Raw genomic sequence first — 19,766 nt, forward strand, 5'->3', positions numbered from 1 at the left:
CAATTTAATACTTCCCCCTGTAAAACACATTTTCCTGTGTGATCTTTAACGGATTCTTTTTGAACCAGGCAATGAATTCCTCCCATTCTTTTTTATGCTCACTCCTCCATTCTCCAAACTGTTTCTCATCACCTTCTGCCAGAATCCAGTAATTATATTCCTCCAGGTAGCCCGCCTCTTTCACCTGCTGCTCATAGTCAAACAATACTACTACCGGCTTATTTTTAGCAAAGGCTACATTTTTATAATTTTCCACAAAACGGGTCCTGATCCGATTCAATGAAGGCAGGTTAATGATCTTCTCTCCTGTCAGCGATAACAGCATTAAGGGTTCATACACGCCCACCCCAAAAGGTAGTTTCAGCTGACCATCAGCAGGAAGTGTCAACACATTCTCCCTGCTGAAACTCACTGACACAGAAGTATCATCCTTAAACTGGATCTCTCCTTTATAGGTCAGGTATAACTGCTTGCTGATCTCGTCAGTTCGCTTTGATCCTCTCTCCAGGTTCAGAAAGATCTCCCCGTAAATCATCCCCCATACTTCCTCCTGTGTACCCAGGAAAATTTTGGAAGCCCAGTAATAATTGGAAGGAAACATAGGATCTACTTCTATCCCTTTCTCAAAGTACCCCATGGCCTTTGTATAGTCCTTTACATTCACTTCCATCACCCCACGTTCCAGGTACAGGTTACCCGCCGCCGGAAATACTTTCAGCCCCTTTTCATACGCTTCCAGGGCTTTATCCCGCTTGCCACTCAGGTCATAGGCATTGCCTAACAGCTGGTATACCCGGCTGTTGATGTCTTTCCGCTTTACCAGCTTTTTAAGAATTTCCACGACTGCGTTATAGTCCTGCAGCATGTATTTCGAATATGCCATTTCATAATGATAGGCCCATTCATTGGAGTTTAGTCGAATCGCTTCTTCGAGCAATGGTATTGCTGCTGCCGGTTTTCCATCCTCCATCATCGCAATCGCTGTATTGTACCTGGCTTCTGCTGTGTCCCTGTCAGCCTGAGCCATCGCAGCTTGTCCCACCCAAATGCTCAGTAACAGTAATAAGGTAATTTTATGCATAAGAGGTTAAGTCGTTACGAATATAGGATGAAAAAAAAGCCCGGACTCCATAAGGCGTACCGGGCTTTTCTTTTTTAACATTTCTTTTTACTGGGTAATGATCCCCTTTTGCTCGAAGTAATTATAGATTGCATTGTTGATTTCCGCTTCTACCACAGACACCTTCATGATGTCTTTGCACCAGAAAGCGATCCTTACAGACAGGGTAGTTGCATTTACAAGGTTCATAATAATCTCTACCTCTCTTCTGGCAATAACCTGTTCATTGGCAGTGACCAGTTCCTTCAGTTCCCGTTTCACTTTTTCAGGGTCTTCCAGTTTGGCTACCTTGTAGTTGAAATTGATCCTGGCATTGTTGTTACTCAGGGTCCAGTTGGTAATTTCTTTGGAGAGCACATCCCCGTTTGGCAAAATTACCTCTGCCCCATCTTCAGTAAGCAGGGTACTGCTGCGGATCCCGATTTCCTTTACACGCCCTCTTTTACTGCCTATTTCCACGGTATCTCCAATTCGTAATGGGCGATCAAAGATCAGGATGATACCAGATACAAAGTTGTTGACAATACTCTGTAAACCCAGACCAATACCCACACCCAATGCACCGAGGATCACAGTAATTTTATCTACTGGTAAACCTGATGCACTGATAGCCAGCAGGAAGGCTAAGACCAGCAATATCAGCCTTGTTATCAGCAACCTGGAGCGCTGCCCTTTATCATCAAAGGCCGCATCGTCTCCAATATCACCAAAGAAGTAAGCAATGTACTTCTGGAGGAAATTCGCTACCCAGATGATACCCAGGAACAATACGACCCCACCAATGGTAAAGGAACTGTTGCCAATGACGATGGATGCCTGAAACAAGGCTTTTAACCCGGTGCTGAATGCATCATAGATATTCAGGTTAGTGCTGAATACAATGGCCCAGATCAACACTGCTAATACAGATATAAAACGGAACAATGATTTCCTGATATCGGCTACATCAAAGTGTTCGGGATAGCGCTTACGGATACGGCTACCCTGTATTTGTAAGAGGAATGCTTCGATCACCAGTTGTACAAAGATGCTGAGGCTCGCAGCCTGCGCCAGTGCATATACCGCGGTAGCACTAAAGATCTGTGACAACGTTACACGGCCAAACATATTCATTAATACCGCCAGCGCATTCAGGAAGGTATACAGGATCGCCACCCACCACATCAAACGGAATTCTTTACGGAAAGAGCGAATTTGTATGAATAATATACCGATTACAATGGCTACTATGTCATGCACTAAAGTCGCATACCGCATCAGGCGCATGGGCAAACCTAATACCCTGATGATGGGCAGGAAGAGGAACAGGAGAATGAATAATCCCCAGCCCATAAAGATCTGCCGCGGGAGTATTTTATAAAATACAGGTGTCAGCAATATCATCAGGAAGAACTGCGTGGTCTCTATATAAATAGCTGGTGCATTGTGATCAAATAATGGCGCCAGGTTCAGCACCAGTACAAAGGTCATCAACCAGGGCAGGGCCTTTACATATTTGAAATCAAATTCTTTGATCGCACTGAGTTTATTTAATTTCTTCAGGCTACGAAAATTATAATTCAACCAGGCAAAAAAGGCAATACCAATCACCCACAACATAGAGCGCTTACTACGGGTATTCCTGAAGTAATAGCTGGCCAGTTGCTGTTCTGCATTCACTGATTTCTTAAACCCACCTGGAGGTGGTCTGCGACCTTTCGCAGTAGCCGGCTCCCAGAGGTAAAGGCGTTCTTTGGTGAAAGCGCGGACACCGGCAGTTTTGAGCGCTTCTGCTGTCTGGTATCCCAGTTCTTCGATCATAATAGCATCTGTAGAAACTTTAGCTTTCAGGTCATTGAGAATAGCGGTGTTGGCTTTTACCAGGCTATCAGCCCTTCTGAATTTGGTACGCAGGGTTTGCAGCTGGGGCATAAAAGTAGCCCTCAGAACAGTGTCTCTGAACAAGCCATGCATCAGCGTATCCTTGCGCAGATCCCTGATCTCTTTTTTGACATCATCCATTTTCTGGTCATAAGAGCTCAGTGTTTTCCCGAACTCATTCATCGTGTTGTCCAGTTCTTCCAACAAAGACTGGTACATCTGCAGGTTCCGGATATTGAGGCTCCTGTCATTGCTGGCAAAACGGTCTTTCAGGATGATCAGTACGGAATCGGCATCTTTCAGATGGGATTGAATATCCTGTAACTGGGTAAAGGAACTGGTAACAAGCGGAACTTTGTTCATAGTTTGAAAGACTTTTTCAAACCCGGCCAGGTAATCGCTTCTTGTTGGTTGGTTGTTATCGCCGAATAAAGTAGTATCGGCACCGCGTGATGGAGCTTTTTGAGCTAATGCGATACTGCTGGTAAGCACCAGTAGTAGCAGCAAAAGAATAGGTTTTTTCATGAGTACTGTTGAATAGTACCGGAAATATAGGTGGAATTTTTGGTACAAAAAAAGGAAGCTGGTACGGGTAAGCCTAAGTGACTTACCCGTACCAGCTAGTAGCACAACAAAATATGATAGCAAAGCAGGGAGAGTAAGATGCGCTTTACTATTTGTAAAAAAGCCACTTTCACCAAAAGGCGAAAGTGGCTTTTTTATTGAAATTGCTTATACTAGAAGTCGACTTTAGCAAAACAGATGTAACTTCTGTAAATACATGGTACCAATACTGTTCTTCCACTAATCTGCTTACCATACCTTGGCATCCAGGTAAATCCCTTATCCAGGTTTCTCAGGGTAGGCTTACGTGAGCTGGTGCCATCCGGTTCTATACCGGTATCTGTTACGATAAAATCTCTTCTATCCAGCTCATTGTACAGGAAGCGTAGTTCACTGCCAATATTCACCATCAGGTAAGAGAGGTACAGATCATTGCCGTCGTCAAACTGGTTCTTACGGATAAAATTGCTCCATAACAGGTTCCCATCATCATCAATAGACATGATACCGATATTATCATAGTTATACCGGGTGCCCATGTTATTGTTATTATACCATGGGTTGTAGTACCAGGGAGAATAAGGAGAATAATAGTAAGGTGTATACATACCGTAAGGACCGTACATATAATTCCACCTGTTCCATGGCTGGTTATTGCGGTTCGTGGTATAGAAAGATTCTGCTGCCAGGATGAAACCCCCGTTTTTAGTATTGATGATCTTCCTGATGAAGTAATCGTTGAAAGCAGCGTTGGTAGAAGATTCTCCCCTGGCATTACTTTTCAGTTCAGGTGAGAATACTACTTCTTTTTCATACAACAGGGTCTTGGCAGCATAATCGTATTTACTTACATACAGCCCTTCCACATTCCCCCGTTTCTGACGGTAGTAGAATGAAGTAACCAGTGCTTTGTGCGCATTGTTATCGATCTTCATCTTTACTTCATCCAGCAGGGTTGTTTTCAGTTCCATGGGCACCATTTCAAAACTGTCTACTGCTGCACGCTTGATCACGAGACTACCACTTACAATGTAATCCCTGTTATTAGTACGTTCCAGCTTATTGAAAATGAGGTCACCATTATTTGTCAGGTTGAAATTGCTGAGGAAATGCCGCTTGGATTCCATGGGCAGCGACAACCTGCTGTTGTTCATAAAATGGAAAGCACTGTCGTAGAGGAAGGTGTAGAATACGTTGTCGTTTTCCTTGTCCTGGTTGATTTTGTAAACCAGGATCCGGCTTTTGTCTTCGGAGTATTCTACAGAATAAACTTTGTTATTGTCCTTAGCATAAAAACCAATCCTGGTGGAATCGATCATTACGGGAGCGTCGTTGAACTTACCATCCCCGTTCATGGTCGCACAAAAGCTGTACACAGCTTCTTTACGCTGGAACTGGTATAACATGTACACCTTATCAGCATAGTTAATAAAATCTACACTGATCAGTTTTTTGGGTAGGAAGTCCAGCTTTACCCTGTCTTTGAGTTGCATAGCATTGTCGTACACGGACACTACGTAATCGCCCCTGTCACTCTTATACACCAGGATATTGCCTGATACGCGACCGATAATCTCGAATTCGGTGCTTTTGTAATCATCTTTCTCTGGTTCCGTATAAGTGATCTTTTGAGCCATTACTGCTCCACTCCACAAAAACAGTAAAGCATAGAGATATAATATGCGCATTGCTGATTTATTTAAATAATTGCAGTTATAGGATATAGCTTTAACGGTAAACGACTGGAATTCATTGTGTACCCTGCATATCCCTTATATTTTAGCCACGTATTTTCTGTTATTAAAGATTGCCACAGTTCATTTTGTTCTGCGGTTCCTCTTTTGAGATAAAACGCAGATTAGTCACAACCTGTTACACTAAAATAAGGAATTACGGCTTACCAACGCTAAAAGCGTGAATAAGGGCGGCCGGCACCTAAATTGATATAAATAAACAGTACTTTTGAATTTAACTATGGACACGGTCTTAATTACAGGTGGCACGGGCCTCGTAGGCCGCGCACTCACCAGATTGCTTACTGAAGTTGGATATAAAGTGATTATCCTGAGCAGGAAAACAGATCTCCCCGCAGAAAACGGGTTGGTCACTTATGCACACTGGGATGTAGATCGGCAGACTATTGATGAAGCTGCCCTTGCCCAGGCAGATTACATCATTCACCTGGCAGGCGCTAACGTAGCTGATAAACGCTGGACAGCAGCCCGTAAACAGGAGATCCTGGACAGCCGTACAAAGAGCACCGAGCTGCTTTTCAATGCACTTTCACGTATACCCAATAAGCTGAAGAAATTCATCAGCGCCTCTGCCACCGGCTATTACGGCCCTTTTAAAGGTGGGGAGCCCTTTACTGAAAACGATCCTCCTATCGACGATTACCTGAGCACTACCTGCGTAGCATGGGAAAATGCTGTGCTGAAAATGCAATCCCTGCAAAAGAAGGTACTCATCTTCCGTACCGGCATCGTACTCAGCCCTGAAGGCGGAGCACTCAAGGAATTTTATAAACCCATGAAATTTGGCTTTGCCACCATTCTAGGCAATGGAGAGCAAATGGTGCCCTGGATCCACATTCATGACATGGTCAGGTTGTACCTGAGTGGAATTGTGAACCCGGACCTGGCAGGCATTTATAATGCGGTCGCTCCCAACCCGGTGAGACACAAGGACCTGGTAATGACACTGGCACAGGTATCCAGGGGCAAGAGCTTTATTCCTGTATACGTACCGGCATTTGCCCTGAAACTGGCATTAGGTGAAATGAGTGTAGAAGTGTTGAAAAGTGTTAGCGTTTCTGCTGCTAAAATTAGTAGTACAGGCTTCGTATTCTCCTATCCTGACATCAGGAGTGCACTGGAATATTTCTTTAAGCGGTAATAATCTTTTTCATGGCGGCGGCTTTGAGCAGACATTCTTCCCATTCCTGCGCTGCGCTGGCATAATAAGTAATGGCAGATCCTGTCTGAAAAGACAGGTATCTGTTGCCTGCATTATACAGAATGCTCCGGATCACCACATTGAAATCGAAATCCCCATCAGGCGTAATATATCCTACAGCGCCGGAGTACAGGCCTCTTTTAGATTGTTCATATTGCTCAATTAATTCCAGTACCCGCTTTTTAGGGGCCCCTGTCATAGATCCCATGGGAAATGCCTGCTTAACAGGTTCAGTAAGTGGCAGGTTTGGATCAGGCATAGCCGTGACTGTAGAGATCATGTGATGTACCTGCGCAAAGGAGTAAATACCAAAGAGTTCTGCAACCCGCACAGTACCCTGCAATGCAGTGTGGGAAAGATCGTTGCGCACCAGGTCTACCACCATGACGTTCTCTGCCCGTTCTTTATTATTGTGGAGTAATTCCAGTCTGCGCTCCTTATCTTTTAAAACATCGCCATCTCTTTTAATGGTGCCTTTGATTGGCTGGGAGATGAGCAAAGGGCCTTTTTTCTGGAGAAAACGCTCCGGGCTGGAACAGACCAGGAATTTGTCCTCAAAATGATAATAGGCGGAAAATGGGGCGGGAGAAAGCTGGTTCAGCCGTCTGAATAATTCAAGAGGCTCCGCAGTTGTATCGCGGATAAAATTCTCTCTGCAAAAGTTCACTTCATAACAATCTCCTCTGTGGATATGTTCCTGCAGGTCACGTACAGCCTGGATATACTGTTCACGATCGATGTGCGCTGTGATGTCAGTATTGGACACGGCTTTGTTAACGACACTGATAGTGGTGTGCCGGATAGCTGCAAATATATTTGCGGCCGCCTGCTGATCCATGTTCCAGCCTCCTATGCTCAGCTCCTCTCCTTTCAGCAGCAACACGATTTCCGGCTGAAAAAAGAACAGGTCAGGCATATGTAAGCCATCGGCATTCCCGGAGTGCATACCGGCAAATACTTCGTTCTTGAGGTCATAACCCAGGTGGCCAAAGAGCCAGTCGGAATGGGTGTCGTAAAATTGCTGTAACTGGGAAAAGGCTGTGCCGGCATTGCAGGAGAGCGTGTTGATAGCGCCAGCAGCCATAATGGCTTCGTACCGGTTGTAGGAAGAAGCGTAATGATTGTTGTCTAAAAAACAACAGATGTTGTATTGGTTAGCCCAATTCAACATCTGTTGTTTAAATAACGTTTGATCATTAACCGGGAAATGGTGAAATATCCTGATAATGCTGATTTTTAGTGCTTAAAAATCGTCGTCGTCATCGTCAAAGCCACCTCTGTCGTTGAACAGGCCCATGTCTTTGAATTCATCGTCGATGCCCAAATCGTCATCGTCATCTACACTCTTCTTTCCGGGACGGCCACGTTTGCTCTTAGCTTTAGGCATGTCAAACTCTTCGAAGTCAGGATCGTAGTCCTCATCTTCGGATTTTCCCCAATTATCATCATCATCGTCGTCTCCCAAATCATCATCTTCGTCATCCAGGTCTTCATCATCGTCAGACTTCTTCTTTGATTTTGAGGCCGGCTTATCTGATTTTTTAGAAGCAGCAGACTTACGGGGAGTTTCCTCCTCATCCTCATCATCTTCGTCCTCCTCTTCCTTTTTGGGCTTACTAGCAGCTTTAGGGGTTGCTTTAGTAGTCTTTGGAGAACTCGTCTTTTTGGTCTCTTTTTCGTTATCAGATTTTGATTTCATAATAGGTTCACTTAAGTCTTTAGCGTATTACTTTAGCGTAAAGTTTTAACAGTTTTTTTGATTAGCCAAATTTTTTTTGCCGTTTTTTTTTTGTAATTTATTGGTATTTTACTGTGGCAGTATCTGGTCTCTTTCAGGCCCGTTGGACACATATTTCACAGGTACACCAAGGTAAGTTTCAACAGCTTTTACAAAGGTTTTCATTTCGGCAGGTAATTCGCTGAAGGTCTTGCTTTTCGCAGCAGTCTCATCGCTCCAACCTTTATATTTTTCCCAGATTGGCGTTACATTCAGATCATTGATCTGGAAAGGCATCGCTTTAGTCTGTTTTCCATCTATTTCATATGCGGTGCAGGCGTACACTTCTTCAAACACATCCAGTACATCACTCTTTGTCATTACCAGTTGTGTAACACCACTCAGCATGCAGGTATAGTTCAGTGCCACCAGGTCAATCCAGCCACAACGACGTGGACGGCCGGTAGTTGCACCAAATTCTTTACCTTCCTGACGTAACTTTTCACCCACTGCATCGTGCAGTTCGGTAGGGAATGGACCACTACCTACGCGGGTACAATATGCTTTGGTAACACCAATCACCTCTTTTACCCATGACGGAGCGATACCCAGACCACTGCATACACCGGCACTGATCGTGTTGGATGAAGTTACGAAAGGATATGTTCCAAAATCCACATCCAGCATACTTCCCTGTGCACCTTCTGCCAATACTCTTTTACCGGCTTTCAGGTAGTCATTCAGGAAATATTCTCCGTTTACGATGTTCATGCCTCTCAGGAATTCAATTGCCTGGAAGAATTCAGCTTCCCACTCAGCAATATCGTTCGCAATTTCAGCTCTTACTTCCGCAGCAAAATCGTAACCAGCCAGCAGGTGCTCATGCTTTGCTTTCAGCTTTGCATAACGCTCCTGGAAGTCAGGGCGCAGTACATCACCTACTCTCAAACCATTACGGCCTGTTTTATCCATATAGGCAGGTCCGATCCCTTTCAGGGTAGAACCGATTTTATCAGCTCCTTTGGAAATTTCAGAAGCCTTGTCCAGCGCTCTGTGACTAGGCACAATGACGTGTGTTCTCTCAGCAATGAACAGGTTCTTCTTCAGGTCTACGCCCAGCGTAGTGATTTTATCACATTCCTTCTTGAAAGTTACAGGGTCCAATACAACCCCGTTTCCAATCAGGTTGATGATGTTTTTGTGAAACACGCCGGAGGGGATCGTGTGCAATACTACTTTCTGACCGTCGATATATAAGGTATGACCAGCGTTTGGACCTCCCTGGAAGCGGGCAATGATATCATAATTGCCTGCGAAATAATCGACAATCTTTCCCTTGCCTTCGTCGCCCCACTGCAGGCCCAGCAAAACATCTACCATATGAATTGATATTATTTTTAAAAAGAAGTGGCAAAATTACAATGAAAAAAGGAATAATAACAACTATACCCCCTTGACAAATGACAAAAAAAAAGGGCTGCCAGGCGGCAACCCCTCAAATAATTACTCATCTTCCAGCCGGTTCACGGATTGAATACCATCCAGTTTACCTAAACGGAGGAACAATTCATCCAGCTCCTCTTTATCATGTACAAACACCTTGATCAATCCCTCGAATAGCCCTTCTTTTGACTCGATCGTCAGGCCGGCAATGTTTATTTTCAACTCTCCGGAGATAATGTTGGTGATCTTGTGAATAACCCCTACATCGTCCATGCCCACCAGTCGTAAGCCGGTAAGGAAGGAGATTTCCCTGTTCTTCACCCACTTGGTCTTTACTACCCTGTGGCCGTAATTAGCCAGCAACTGGGCGGCATTCGGACAATTGGTCCGATGTATTTTCAATCCTTCACTGGCTGTGATGAACCCAAATACGTCATCTCCCGGAATCGGCCGGCAACAATTGGCCAGTTTATAAGCAATCTTGTCTGAGCTTTCCCCAAAGATGATCAGCTCTGCATCCTTCTTGGAAGGCAGCTGGTGCCTGATGTGGTCTTCGGCTATATGCTCCGGCGATTTTACCGGCAGCGGTTTGGGTGCCTCCAGTTTATCGCCCAGTATATTGAATTGTTTCAATTCTTTCAGGTCAATATTCTTCACCGCGATCTGGTAATACAGGTCGAGTGGAGAAGGTTGCTTATAGAATTGTACCAGTTCATTGATATTATGTTGACTTGCTGAGATCTTCAGGTGATCCAGTTTACGCTCCAGCACATCCTTACCATCCATGGCAACCTTCCGCTTTTCTTCCTTCAGGGCATCCTTGATCTTGGATTTCGCCTTGGCGGTCAATACGTAGTTCAGCCAGTCTTCAGTAGGTTTTTGTTTATTGGAGGTAATGATCTCTACCTGGTCTCCGCTGCGCAGTTTATGGCTCAGGGGTACCAGTTTGTAGTTCACTTTGGCTCCTATACATTTATTACCTACCGCACTGTGAATGGCGTAGGCAAAGTCCAGCGCCGTAGAATTCACCGGCATGATCTTGAGATCCCCTTTGGGGGTATATACATAGATCTCTTCGGTGAAGAGGTTACTCTTGAAGTCAGCCAGGAAATCGAGGGTATTGGAATCAGGGTTGTTCAGGATCTCACGGATCTGGTTGAACCACTGGTCAAATTTGTTCTCGGTATCCTGCTTCTGGTTACTGCCTTCCTTGTAGCGCCAGTGGGCAGCCAGACCTTTTTCAGCGTAGTCATTCATACGCTTGGTGCGGATCTGCACTTCCACCCATTTGCCGGAAGGTCCCATTACAGTTACATGCAGGGCTTCGTATCCATTGGATTTTGGATTACTGAGCCAGTCACGGGTACGTTCAGGGCTGGGATGGTAAAAGTCGGTGATGATGGAATACACTTTCCAGCAATCTGACTTTTCCTTATCCACAGGAGAATCCATGATAATGCGGATCGCGAAGAGGTCGTACACTTCCTCGAAAGTGATCCCTTTCTTCTTGATCTTATTCCAGATAGAATGAATGGATTTGGGACGTCCGAAGATTTCGAAGTTAAATCCTTCTTCCTGTAGAACTTCTTTGATTGGTTTGATGAACTCGTTGATATAACGGGTGCGCTCACGTTTGGTTTCCTTTAGTTTCCGGGCAATGTCACGATACATTTGTTGCTCCGTATACTTCATGGAAAGGTCTTCCATCTCGGACTTGATATCGTACATGCCGAGGCGGTGAGCCAGAGGAGAGTAAATAAAGACAGTTTCGGATGCGATCTTGAGTTGTTTTTCACGACTCATGCTATCCAGTGTACGCATATTATGCAGGCGGTCTGCCAGCTTGATCAGGATAACGCGTGGGTCATCTGCCAGGGTGAGCAGGATCTTCTTGAAGTTTTCCGCCTGTGCGGTACTGGTACTGGAATCTACTACGATCGATATTTTGGTGAGGCCGTCTACAATGTGAGCGATCTCGGGTCCAAAAGCCCTTTCTATATCTTCCAGCGTCACTTCTGTATCTTCTACAGTGTCGTGCAGGAGGGCGCAGATAGCAGAGCGAACCCCTAATCCTATTTCATCCACACAAATCTGGGCTACGGCCAGGGGATGTAATATATAGGGCTCACCTGATTTACGCCGCATTTCCTTGTGAGCATCTGCTGCCATTTCGAAGGCAGTACGAACCAGTTCGCGATCACCTTTCTTCAAGCGCGGTTTTAAAGCACGTAATAAAGCACGGTAATGACGAACGATTTCTTTTTTCTCTTGTTCCTCGTCGAGGTTATATGTTTTGGCTGCCACTGTATCCATCTGCACTAAAGTTACAATTTTCTTGTATAAGAACCATGGTCCGGAATCCCACGGTAGTGGGATCTTTTATAAGAAGTCAGGGAGGCTCCCCTTCTAGTGGAAAGGTTCATCTGGTTGATTTTTACCATCGGGTTCAGTTACTCTCCGCCCAATTTACATTTATGTAATACTTCCCAGGCGGTGCCTGTATGTCGCAGTAAATATAGGTTATTGACTTTAAAAGCTGCATGGAACTCTTTTTCTTCATATTCCTGTTTGGCAACTTCGAAGGCGCCCTCAGCTATATCATTCAGGGCCAATGAGATGTGAGGATTAAAACCGTATTTAGCCAGCATATTGCTGAACCCGAACTCCTTTCTGAGCAGTAAAATCAATTCCTTATGCAGGTGCATAATGGAGGGGCTCTTTACTACATTGAAAAAGATAAGCCTCCTGGTTTCCAGGGAAACTGCGCCAAACCCATCTAATTGTACATCAAAGGGTTTCATACCTGATGCAAAATCTGTCAGGGCTTCACAGAGGTCCTTTTCCATCACCGGGTCGGCTGTAAATGGAACCTGGATAGTAATATACGGTAATACCGTCAGTGCTTTGCGGGCATCATAAAATTCAGCAAACGCCTGCTTCATTCTGATAATTTCCTTACCCACTGCGGCATTAGGTAATAAAGCAATAAAATAGATCTTACTTTCCTTCTTTGGCTTTTTGGGGCGTAGTGGTTTACGGGGATTTACCTGTTTTCCCTGTGGAGTGCCGTTCCGGCGGCGATCATTGTTCTGTTGCTCCTGTCGTGGTTGCCCATGCCCGAACTTACCGCCGTTTACCAGCCCGGGCCCTTTTCTTTCATAGTGCATTGTGTACAGTTAGTGGATGGTGATGGGGTTCTTATTGCCTGAATCCGTGCTTTGTAATATGATTGTGCGCTATTTTTTTCGGTTTGTTCGTCGTGGTACTTCCTGCCTGATGCTGACAGATACTCCCTGTTTATTGATTAGTCTTTGGGTATATTCAACCGGATGCCAACGTTGTGCAAGGTCTCGAGGTCAATGCCCGGTTCCAGCTTAAAATGCTTGCGCAGGCGCGTAATGAATACATCCATACTCCGGCTGCTGAAGAAACTACTGTTCCCCCAGACTTTTAGTAATATTTCGTCTCTTTTGACAAGTTTGTTGCTGTTTTCTACCAGGTACTTCAACACTTTTGCTTCCTTCTTTGTCAATGCGGCAAATTGTACACCGTCTTCCCTGGTGAGTTCTTTTTCGTCATAGTTAAAGCGTACATGCCCTATACGGTAAATGCCATCTCCCGGAATTTCCTTGGGTAGTGTTCTTCGCAAAAATACCCTGATCCGCATCACCAGTTCCTTCAAACTAAAAGGCTTCACTAAAAAATCATCTCCCCCGATCCGGAAACCATGTAAGCGGTCTTCATCCAGTGAACGGGTAGAAACGAAAATAATAGGAATCATGCCATTTCGCTTTCGGATATCCTGTGCCAGCGAGAAACCATCCCGCTTAGGCATATCCACATCCAGTATAACCAGATCGAAATCATCTCTCTGAAACTTTCGCCAGGCTACCTCCCCATCGAAACAATGCACCACATGGTACCCCTGCGATTCCAGATGTTTTTTTACTACATTCCCGTAGTGATAATCGTCTTCTGCAAGAAGGATCGATACATTACTCTCCATACGTAATAGTTTTCCCCGTTACTTATTTCGGTTGTTAACAAAACTGATTGTACCCTTTTTTGCTTCCAATATTTCTACAATATTGACAAATAAACTGTTGTTTTTAGTTAATAAGACGTTATTGATCAGAAATACTCGTTATGGATAACAGTTGTAAGGGTTTTGACTAAGGGTTACTCAAAATGGTGCTCTCATTTTCACTATTATAATATGCCTTTAAAGCTATTAACAAAAAAAATGGCTGCCAGTTCACCGGCAGCCATTTTTTTAAATTCTTTTTTATGGAGGTTAGGATGCAACAGCAGAAATTTTGATAGCCACCGCATGCTGAAAACCTTTTTTCTGTATAGCAGCAGGAATCGTAATCGTTGTACCATCACCGCTTGCTTTCCAACTCAGTTGTTCCTTCGCTCCCAGCATTTCCAGCTTTGCTCCCTTAGCAGGTGTCAACCCTTTAAATGCAATGGTAGCAGGCACCTGCTCATCTTTATCCAGCAAATATATCGCATATACACTGCCATCTTTCTTCAGTGTAAAACATACTTTTCCATCTTTGTATGGAGCAACAGATTTTGTTGCATAGATCGCATCTCCATTTACATGCATCCAGGAACCGATTGCAGTCATAGTAGTATATGCTTCATCGTGCAACTGGCCATCAGGACCAGGGCCTACATTCAGCAAATAGTTACCACCTTTCGCAACAATGTCAACCAGGTTGTGGATAAGCACGTTTACAGATTTATAATGATCATCCGGAACATATGACCAGCTATTCGCCATCGTCATACATGTTTCCCATGGGTAATCCAGTGGCTTGTCAGGAATCTGCTGTTCTGGCGTACGATAGTTTTCATTCGGGCCATGCACCTCGCGGTCTACCACGATCAGGCCTGGCTGGTGCGTACGTGCCATAGCAGCAATACCGTCCATGTCTATATCCTCATCCTGTTTGACCACTTTATCACCGGTTTCTGCGGCCGTAATATCAGCAGCTGATTTTTTCACCTGCTTGCGGGGGCGCACCCAACCACCATCTAACCATAGAATGTCCAGTTTACCGTAACCAGTCATCAGTTCTTCGATCTGGTTATAAGTATATTGACGGAAAGCTTTCCAGCGATCAGGATATTTACTTACATCATAGTTCACATGCCTGTCTTTCGGTGGAAAATAAGACCACCAGTAATCCTGGCTATGCCAGTCAGGTTTGGAGAAGTAAGCACCTGCGTGCAGGCCTTCTTTGCGGAAAGCTTCAAATACTTCTTTCGCGATATTTGAACGGGCACCTTTACCAAAAGCAAAGTTTGGATTGGACACTTTGTAATCAGTTTGTTTGGTATCAAACATACAGAAGCCGTCGTGGTGCTTGGTGGTGAATACCACATATTTCATACCTGCATCCTTTGCTGCTTTTGCCCATTTGGAAGGGTCAAACTTTGTAGGATTGAAGGTTTTACCCAGCTCCTCATACTTCTTTACATAGTCGTAGTAAGGGATACCATAAGGCTGACGCTGTGTCCATCCTTCATCTTCAGGACAGATACTCCAGGATTCCACTATCCCCCATTGAGAGTAAGCGCCCCAATGGATCAGCATTCCGAATTTCCAGTCTGACCACTGTTCCAGGTTCTGCTGAACGGCTTTGTCAGTCGGTGGAATGTAGGGTGGAATCTGGTGCTGCGCATGGGCCGACCCCATTAGCAATAATGCGCTGCTTAAAAGCAAACAAAGTTTTCGCATGATTAATTTTTAAATGTATCTCTAAGACTTATAACCTTTAATTTATCTGCCGGTACTTTCTTATTGAACCAGATCTGTCGTTTTTCTCCAGGCAACAGGTCAAAATAATTATCACTGAATTGTACTTCCGGATCATCGTATTGAAGGAATACGTTTTTCGCCAGCTTCTTTGCTGTAATTACAATACCTGTTGCCGTGGTATCAAATGCAGGATAAGCAATCTCCATTTCCGGGTCCGGCAATTCCAGGTCTTTGGTCTTAGCAAAATAATAAACATTCTCACTCCATAGCTTATCGCCATTTACCACTTTCGTGTATAATATTACCTTTCCGCTATCTGCTGGTTGCATTATACTATCCAAAGAGATCTCATGAACAACAACACTTTTGTTAGCAACGATGTTTACATCCAATGATTTCTCCCATAAAACTCTACCCGCAAAATCCATCAGTTTCATTTGCAGCGTAGCTTTCTGGTCTTTTATTTCATCAGAAATAATATACGTCTTTAAGTTAGCATTTTTTACAGTATTGCTTACTAACACGGGCGTGTAAGCCTTTTTCACAAAATACTGCATCGCCTTCCAGCGGCCATAATAGTCAATACTTGACCAGGACGGCCCCGGCCAGCAATCATCCAGTTGCCAGTAAAGCGTACCCATACAGAAAGGCATCGCCCTGCGATGTGCTTCTATCCCCATTTTCATACCCTCTGCCTGCAATACATGATTCACATACAGGAAGGATTCAAAATCCTTTGGCTCTTTATAATAGTGCAATAAATACGTTTTAATAGCGGCGTTCCCCCTGCTCAGACTTTTCTGATGAGACAACATCACCGGAGAATAAATATCCCTGTCCTTTTCAGTAGTAAATTGTTTTACCGTCTGGATATCAGGGAATGACTGGAAACCATATTCACTCATGAATCTTGGAATACGCTCGTCAAATGCTTCAAACCATTCCATCCCATGCCATACACCCCAGTAGTGGTTATCTCCGATTGTAAAATCTTTTTTCGTACTCCAGTTACTGATAGGAGAAGATGGGAAATAAAAACGTTCTGTATCGAACTGCTGAATGATCTTTGGTATCTGCACGTTAAAAAATTCATCATACCCCGCTTTCATATCAGCCCACTGTTTTTCTGTATAGCCATAACCTTCTTTCCAGCCCCAGTGATCAATCGCCACACCTATTTCATTGTTCCCACACCAGAGTGCAAGAGAAGGATGGTTGCGCAAACGGGTGATATTCGCTGCTAATTCTTCTGCTACACTTTTCAGGATCTTTGGTGTAGGATATGTAGAGCAGGCAAAGAGCAAATCCTGCCATACAAGGATCCCATTTTCATCTGCAAGTTCATAGAAACGATCTTCCTCGTAAGTACCGCCACCCCATACACGCACCATGTTGAAGTGAGACGTTTTCATATCAGCGAAGAGTTTTGCAAACCTTGCATTTGTAACCCTCGGCAGGAAATTATCTAATGGAATGTAATCAGCGCCTTTCATAAAAACTGGCCGTCCGTTTACTTTTACAAAGAAACTTACGCCCATGCTATCTGGTTTGTTCACCACTTCAAGCGTGCGCAACCCAATCTTCAATGCACGGGATTGCAGTAATTCAGTTCCATCGTAAAGCGATACATTTACCTTATATAAGAATTGCTCCCCTAAGCCGTTAGGCCACCAGCGGCGGGGCTTTGCGATAGTGAAAGAAGCAGATGTAGAATCACCTTCATATTGTTTGGTGACAGCGGCAAACAGCTTATCAGGGCTTTCTATTTTTACGGTATATTTCTTCTTTGTTGTCGTTTGAAATTTTAATTGTGCAAGTATGGTCGCTGATTTATCTGTGAGTTGTTTTTGTTGTAAGTACACATCTTCGATGCTTGCTTTATTGCCATACTCCAGGTATACAGGGCGCCAGATACCTGATGTTACTAATCTTGGACCCCAATCCCAGCCATAGTGATAAGGCGCTTTTCTGGCATACACACTCAATGGAATATCACTGGCATCATTACCTGCAGGATAGATCACATCATCGTTTAAGAAGTTGTGCATATCATGCCTGATAGGACTGTGAAAAACCAGGCGCAGCGTATTGTTGCCTTCTTTTACTTTTTGTTTGATCTGTGCTTTCAATGGTACAAACATATTGGCACTGCTGGCAATGGAATCATCATTGATATAGATATCAACATAGGTATCCAGTCCTTTGAAATCAAGTGCGAGCCAGTCATGCTGTAACATTTCTTTCGTTACAGAGAAAGTGGTTTTGTATTGCCAGTTTTTTTTATCAACCCATTGTACCGACTTTTCATTCATACCAACATAGGGGTCAGGTATGAGATGGTGGGCCATCAGATCAGTGTGTACAGTGCCGGGTACAGTGGCAGAGCGCCAGGTGTTTTCGTCGGTACTGGAAAACTGCCAGTCTTTGTTCAGCTCAATCTGCTGGAATGACTGTGCACCTGCGGTGGCTGTAAGCAGGCACAGGCAGGCAATGTTCACATAACGTCTCATTATGGTAATTGATTATGGTTTGAAATGTCAGCTTGCTGCCGCAGGCCAATTGATTATCTTTACTTCATGAAAAGCATCTGGCAACAAATACTCCGCTACCTCTATATTGGTAAAAAAGATGAAAGCGCACCAAACAATACGAATGTAAAACTCATGCACGGCATGAACAGGATTTCCATCCTGGTATTCCTGCTTGCATTAATTGTGTTTGCGATAAAGATGATCTTTTTCAAACGCCACTAAAAAGTAATTCACGCATGCTGCCTGACTTTACTTCTCCTGCTTTGCCTCCTCCACAATCACCGCTGCAGCTCTCCTGCTCGCCTTCTTTTCTCCCAGTTTAGACCATAGCAGGCCATACTCTTCTTTAATCCGCTGGCGGGTTACGTCATCCTCCAGCAATAATGTCAGCTCCCTAAGCAGGTTCGCTTCTGTCAGGTCATGCTGAATTAATTCTTTCACTACGGGCTTATCCATCACCAGGTTCACCAGTGAAATATATTTCACCTTAATGAGCCGCCTGGCAAAGAAATACGAGACTGCACTCCCTTTATAACACACCACTTCCGGCACACCAAACAATGCTGTTTCCAGTGTAGCAGTACCAGAAGTGACCAGTGCAGCCTTCGCCTGCCGCAGCAAGGCATAGGTTTGATTTTTTACAGTAGATACATTTGGGTGAGCACCTGTCAGCTCCTGCATAAAAGCATCATCCAGGCTGGGAGCCTGCGCCACCACAAACTGGTATTGAGGGAAATGTTTTGCCATCGTGAGCATAATTGGCAGCTTCACTTTAATTTCCTGCCTTCTGCTCCCCGGCAATATGGCAATAATCGGTTTATCAGCAATTGCCGGCTCAGGCGGCGCATCTTTAGCCGCTTTGATCACTTCCACCAATGGGTGCCCTACATATTCCACAGGATACGCCCACTTGTTGTAAAAGTCCTGCTCGAAAGGCAGGATACAAAGCATTTTATCAACAGATTTCTTAATCTTCTTTACACGGCTCTCCTTCCAGGCCCATACCTGGGGAGAGATATAGAATACAATCTTATAACCTAATGGTTTTGCCCACTCTGCTATACGCAGGTTGAAACCCGCATAATCAATTAAAACTAATACGTCTGGCTGATAAGCAACAATATCCTGCTTACACCAATCCATATTACGCAATACGGTTCGCAGGTTCATCACCACTTCTATAAAACCCATGAAAGCCAGATCTTTATAATGCTTCACAAGGGTTCCTCCGGCCTGCGCCATCAGATCCCCGCCCCAGCAACGGATATCCGCACTGGTGTCAAGTTGCTTTAACTGTTTGATCAGATTGCTGCCATGGAGGTCACCGGATGCCTCTCCTGCTATTATGTAATATTTCATTTTTTCATTAAATCAGCCAGTGGCAAATATAATATATCACCCCACAAAAAAAATGACGGTTTCACCTGAATAGGGAAACCGTCATTTATATTTATTCTAAAAAGCTTTTACCCGTGCAATATTTTCAATAAGATGATCAATATCGCATACAGCATCGTCACCAGAAAGATCCCCTTTGCCGTCACATCCCGCCTTACCCTCGTACACAAATAAAACACCACCCCGTTCAGCAGCAAACAAATACTGATCAGCTTAGGCTGCATTTGCTTGTTATCCACCAGCATCGTGAAAAACTCACCCAGGCCGATATGCCTCGGCATCAACACAAAAAATACATAGTACAGGAAAAAGGCGATTACCGGGGTGAAAACACCCAGCATAATGCCAAAAGGAAGATTATCTTTTCTTAACATAAATAAAGTTATAATGTGCGGTGATTTGGGTTTT

At 44.2% G+C, this 19,766-nt stretch carries 15 protein-coding genes; 2 read left to right on the plus strand and 13 right to left on the minus strand.

Features of this window, described 5'->3' with window-relative positions; translation table 11 throughout:
• Nucleotides 1-4: 4 nt before the first annotated feature.
• From U0033_RS15510 to U0033_RS15520, 3 genes are all read right to left on the minus strand, one after another.
• The gene (locus U0033_RS15510; RefSeq protein ID WP_083571452.1) at nucleotides 5-1,081 is read right to left on the minus strand and encodes a tetratricopeptide repeat protein; all 1,077 of its coding nucleotides are present in this window, start codon (nucleotides 1,079-1,081) and stop codon (nucleotides 5-7) included.
• Nucleotides 1,082-1,168: 87 nt separating this feature from the next.
• Nucleotides 1,169-3,505 carry a mechanosensitive ion channel family protein gene (locus U0033_RS15515; RefSeq protein ID WP_083571453.1) on the minus strand — a complete coding sequence of 779 codons (2,337 nt, stop codon included), beginning with the start codon at nucleotides 3,503-3,505 and terminating at the stop codon, nucleotides 1,169-1,171.
• Nucleotides 3,506-3,717: 212 nt separating this feature from the next.
• Nucleotides 3,718-5,232: a hypothetical protein gene (locus tag U0033_RS15520; RefSeq protein ID WP_143150668.1), complete on the minus strand. Its 1,515-nt coding sequence runs from the start codon at nucleotides 5,230-5,232 to the stop codon at nucleotides 3,718-3,720.
• 286 nt (nucleotides 5,233-5,518) lie between these two features.
• Here U0033_RS15520 and U0033_RS15525 point away from each other — a divergent pair, with 286 nt between their 5' ends.
• Nucleotides 5,519-6,439: a TIGR01777 family oxidoreductase gene (locus U0033_RS15525; protein ID WP_072359244.1), complete on the plus strand. Its 921-nt coding sequence runs from the start codon at nucleotides 5,519-5,521 to the stop codon at nucleotides 6,437-6,439.
• Here the strand turns inward: U0033_RS15525 and U0033_RS15530 are convergent.
• The 8 genes from U0033_RS15530 to U0033_RS15565 all read right to left on the minus strand — a co-directional run bounded on the left by U0033_RS15530 (nucleotide 6,429) and on the right by U0033_RS15565 (nucleotide 17,939).
• Nucleotides 6,429-7,670: an anthranilate synthase component I family protein gene (locus U0033_RS15530; RefSeq protein ID WP_072359246.1), complete on the minus strand. Its 1,242-nt coding sequence runs from the start codon at nucleotides 7,668-7,670 to the stop codon at nucleotides 6,429-6,431. The two genes, U0033_RS15525 and U0033_RS15530, sit on opposite strands and share 11 nt — an antisense overlap.
• A 72-nt stretch (nucleotides 7,671-7,742) precedes the next feature.
• Nucleotides 7,743-8,198, minus strand: a complete 456-nt coding sequence (locus U0033_RS15535) for a hypothetical protein (RefSeq protein WP_072359248.1) — start codon at nucleotides 8,196-8,198, stop codon at nucleotides 7,743-7,745.
• 108 nt (nucleotides 8,199-8,306) lie between these two features.
• A complete protein-coding gene (locus tag U0033_RS15540; protein ID WP_072359250.1) occupies nucleotides 8,307-9,596 on the minus strand; it encodes an adenylosuccinate synthase in 1,290 nt (429 codons plus the stop codon).
• Nucleotides 9,597-9,719: 123 nt separating this feature from the next.
• A complete protein-coding gene (locus U0033_RS15545) occupies nucleotides 9,720-11,972 on the minus strand; it encodes a RelA/SpoT family protein (RefSeq protein WP_072359252.1) in 2,253 nt (750 codons plus the stop codon).
• A gap of 137 nt (nucleotides 11,973-12,109) precedes the next feature.
• Nucleotides 12,110-12,826, minus strand: a complete 717-nt coding sequence (locus U0033_RS15550) for a 2'-5' RNA ligase family protein (protein ID WP_072359254.1) — start codon at nucleotides 12,824-12,826, stop codon at nucleotides 12,110-12,112.
• A 137-nt stretch (nucleotides 12,827-12,963) separates the two neighbouring features.
• Entirely contained in the window at nucleotides 12,964-13,665 is a 702-nt protein-coding gene (locus U0033_RS15555; RefSeq protein ID WP_072359255.1) for a response regulator transcription factor, read from the minus strand.
• A 288-nt stretch (nucleotides 13,666-13,953) separates the two neighbouring features.
• The gene (locus tag U0033_RS15560; protein ID WP_072359257.1) at nucleotides 13,954-15,408 is read right to left on the minus strand and encodes an alpha-L-fucosidase; all 1,455 of its coding nucleotides are present in this window, start codon (nucleotides 15,406-15,408) and stop codon (nucleotides 13,954-13,956) included.
• A 2-nt stretch (nucleotides 15,409-15,410) separates the two neighbouring features.
• Nucleotides 15,411-17,939, minus strand: a complete 2,529-nt coding sequence (locus U0033_RS15565; protein ID WP_072359259.1) for a beta-mannosidase — start codon at nucleotides 17,937-17,939, stop codon at nucleotides 15,411-15,413.
• Between the two features lie 66 nt (nucleotides 17,940-18,005).
• Here U0033_RS15565 and U0033_RS15570 point away from each other — a divergent pair, with 66 nt between their 5' ends.
• Nucleotides 18,006-18,182 (plus strand): DUF6728 family protein, encoded by a 177-nt coding sequence (locus tag U0033_RS15570; protein ID WP_177318576.1) that lies wholly within the window; start codon nucleotides 18,006-18,008, stop codon nucleotides 18,180-18,182.
• A gap of 27 nt (nucleotides 18,183-18,209) precedes the next feature.
• Here U0033_RS15570 and lpxB read toward each other — a convergent pair whose 3' ends face one another.
• Together lpxB and U0033_RS15580 are read right to left on the minus strand one after the other, a co-directional pair.
• Nucleotides 18,210-19,319, minus strand: a complete 1,110-nt coding sequence (gene lpxB / locus U0033_RS15575) for a lipid-A-disaccharide synthase (RefSeq protein WP_072359260.1) — start codon at nucleotides 19,317-19,319, stop codon at nucleotides 18,210-18,212.
• Nucleotides 19,320-19,426: 107 nt separating this feature from the next.
• Nucleotides 19,427-19,732 carry a hypothetical protein gene (locus U0033_RS15580; protein ID WP_072359262.1) on the minus strand — a complete coding sequence of 102 codons (306 nt, stop codon included), beginning with the start codon at nucleotides 19,730-19,732 and terminating at the stop codon, nucleotides 19,427-19,429.
• Nucleotides 19,733-19,766: the final 34 nt, after the last annotated feature.

It is taken from the genome of Chitinophaga sancti, assembly GCF_034424315.1.
GTDB lineage: Bacteria > Bacteroidota > Bacteroidia > Chitinophagales > Chitinophagaceae > Chitinophaga > Chitinophaga sancti.

Excerpts from the sequence above, each read along its gene's own strand:
- U0033_RS15565 (WP_072359259.1), bottom strand. The coding sequence starts at position 17,939 with ATGAGACGTTATGTGAACATTGCCTGCCTGTGCCTGCTTACAGCCACC.
- U0033_RS15560 (WP_072359257.1), bottom strand. The coding sequence starts at position 15,408 with ATGCGAAAACTTTGTTTGCTTTTAAGCAGCGCATTATTGCTAATGGGG.
- U0033_RS15545 (WP_072359252.1), bottom strand. The coding sequence starts at position 11,972 with ATGGATACAGTGGCAGCCAAAACATATAACCTCGACGAGGAACAAGAG.
- U0033_RS15535 (WP_072359248.1), bottom strand. The coding sequence starts at position 8,198 with ATGAAATCAAAATCTGATAACGAAAAAGAGACCAAAAAGACGAGTTCT.
- U0033_RS15580 (WP_072359262.1), bottom strand. The coding sequence starts at position 19,732 with ATGTTAAGAAAAGATAATCTTCCTTTTGGCATTATGCTGGGTGTTTTC.
- U0033_RS15520 (WP_143150668.1), bottom strand. The coding sequence starts at position 5,232 with ATGCGCATATTATATCTCTATGCTTTACTGTTTTTGTGGAGTGGAGCA.
- lpxB (WP_072359260.1), bottom strand. The coding sequence starts at position 19,319 with ATGAAATATTACATAATAGCAGGAGAGGCATCCGGTGACCTCCATGGC.
- U0033_RS15510 (WP_083571452.1), bottom strand. The coding sequence starts at position 1,081 with ATGCATAAAATTACCTTATTACTGTTACTGAGCATTTGGGTGGGACAA.
- U0033_RS15555 (WP_072359255.1), bottom strand. The coding sequence starts at position 13,665 with ATGGAGAGTAATGTATCGATCCTTCTTGCAGAAGACGATTATCACTAC.
- U0033_RS15515 (WP_083571453.1), bottom strand. The coding sequence starts at position 3,505 with ATGAAAAAACCTATTCTTTTGCTGCTACTACTGGTGCTTACCAGCAGT.
- U0033_RS15525 (WP_072359244.1), top strand. The coding sequence starts at position 5,519 with ATGGACACGGTCTTAATTACAGGTGGCACGGGCCTCGTAGGCCGCGCA.
- U0033_RS15540 (WP_072359250.1), bottom strand. The coding sequence starts at position 9,596 with ATGGTAGATGTTTTGCTGGGCCTGCAGTGGGGCGACGAAGGCAAGGGA.
- U0033_RS15570 (WP_177318576.1), top strand. The coding sequence starts at position 18,006 with ATGAAAAGCATCTGGCAACAAATACTCCGCTACCTCTATATTGGTAAA.
- U0033_RS15530 (WP_072359246.1), bottom strand. The coding sequence starts at position 7,670 with ATGTTGAATTGGGCTAACCAATACAACATCTGTTGTTTTTTAGACAAC.
- U0033_RS15550 (WP_072359254.1), bottom strand. The coding sequence starts at position 12,826 with ATGCACTATGAAAGAAAAGGGCCCGGGCTGGTAAACGGCGGTAAGTTC.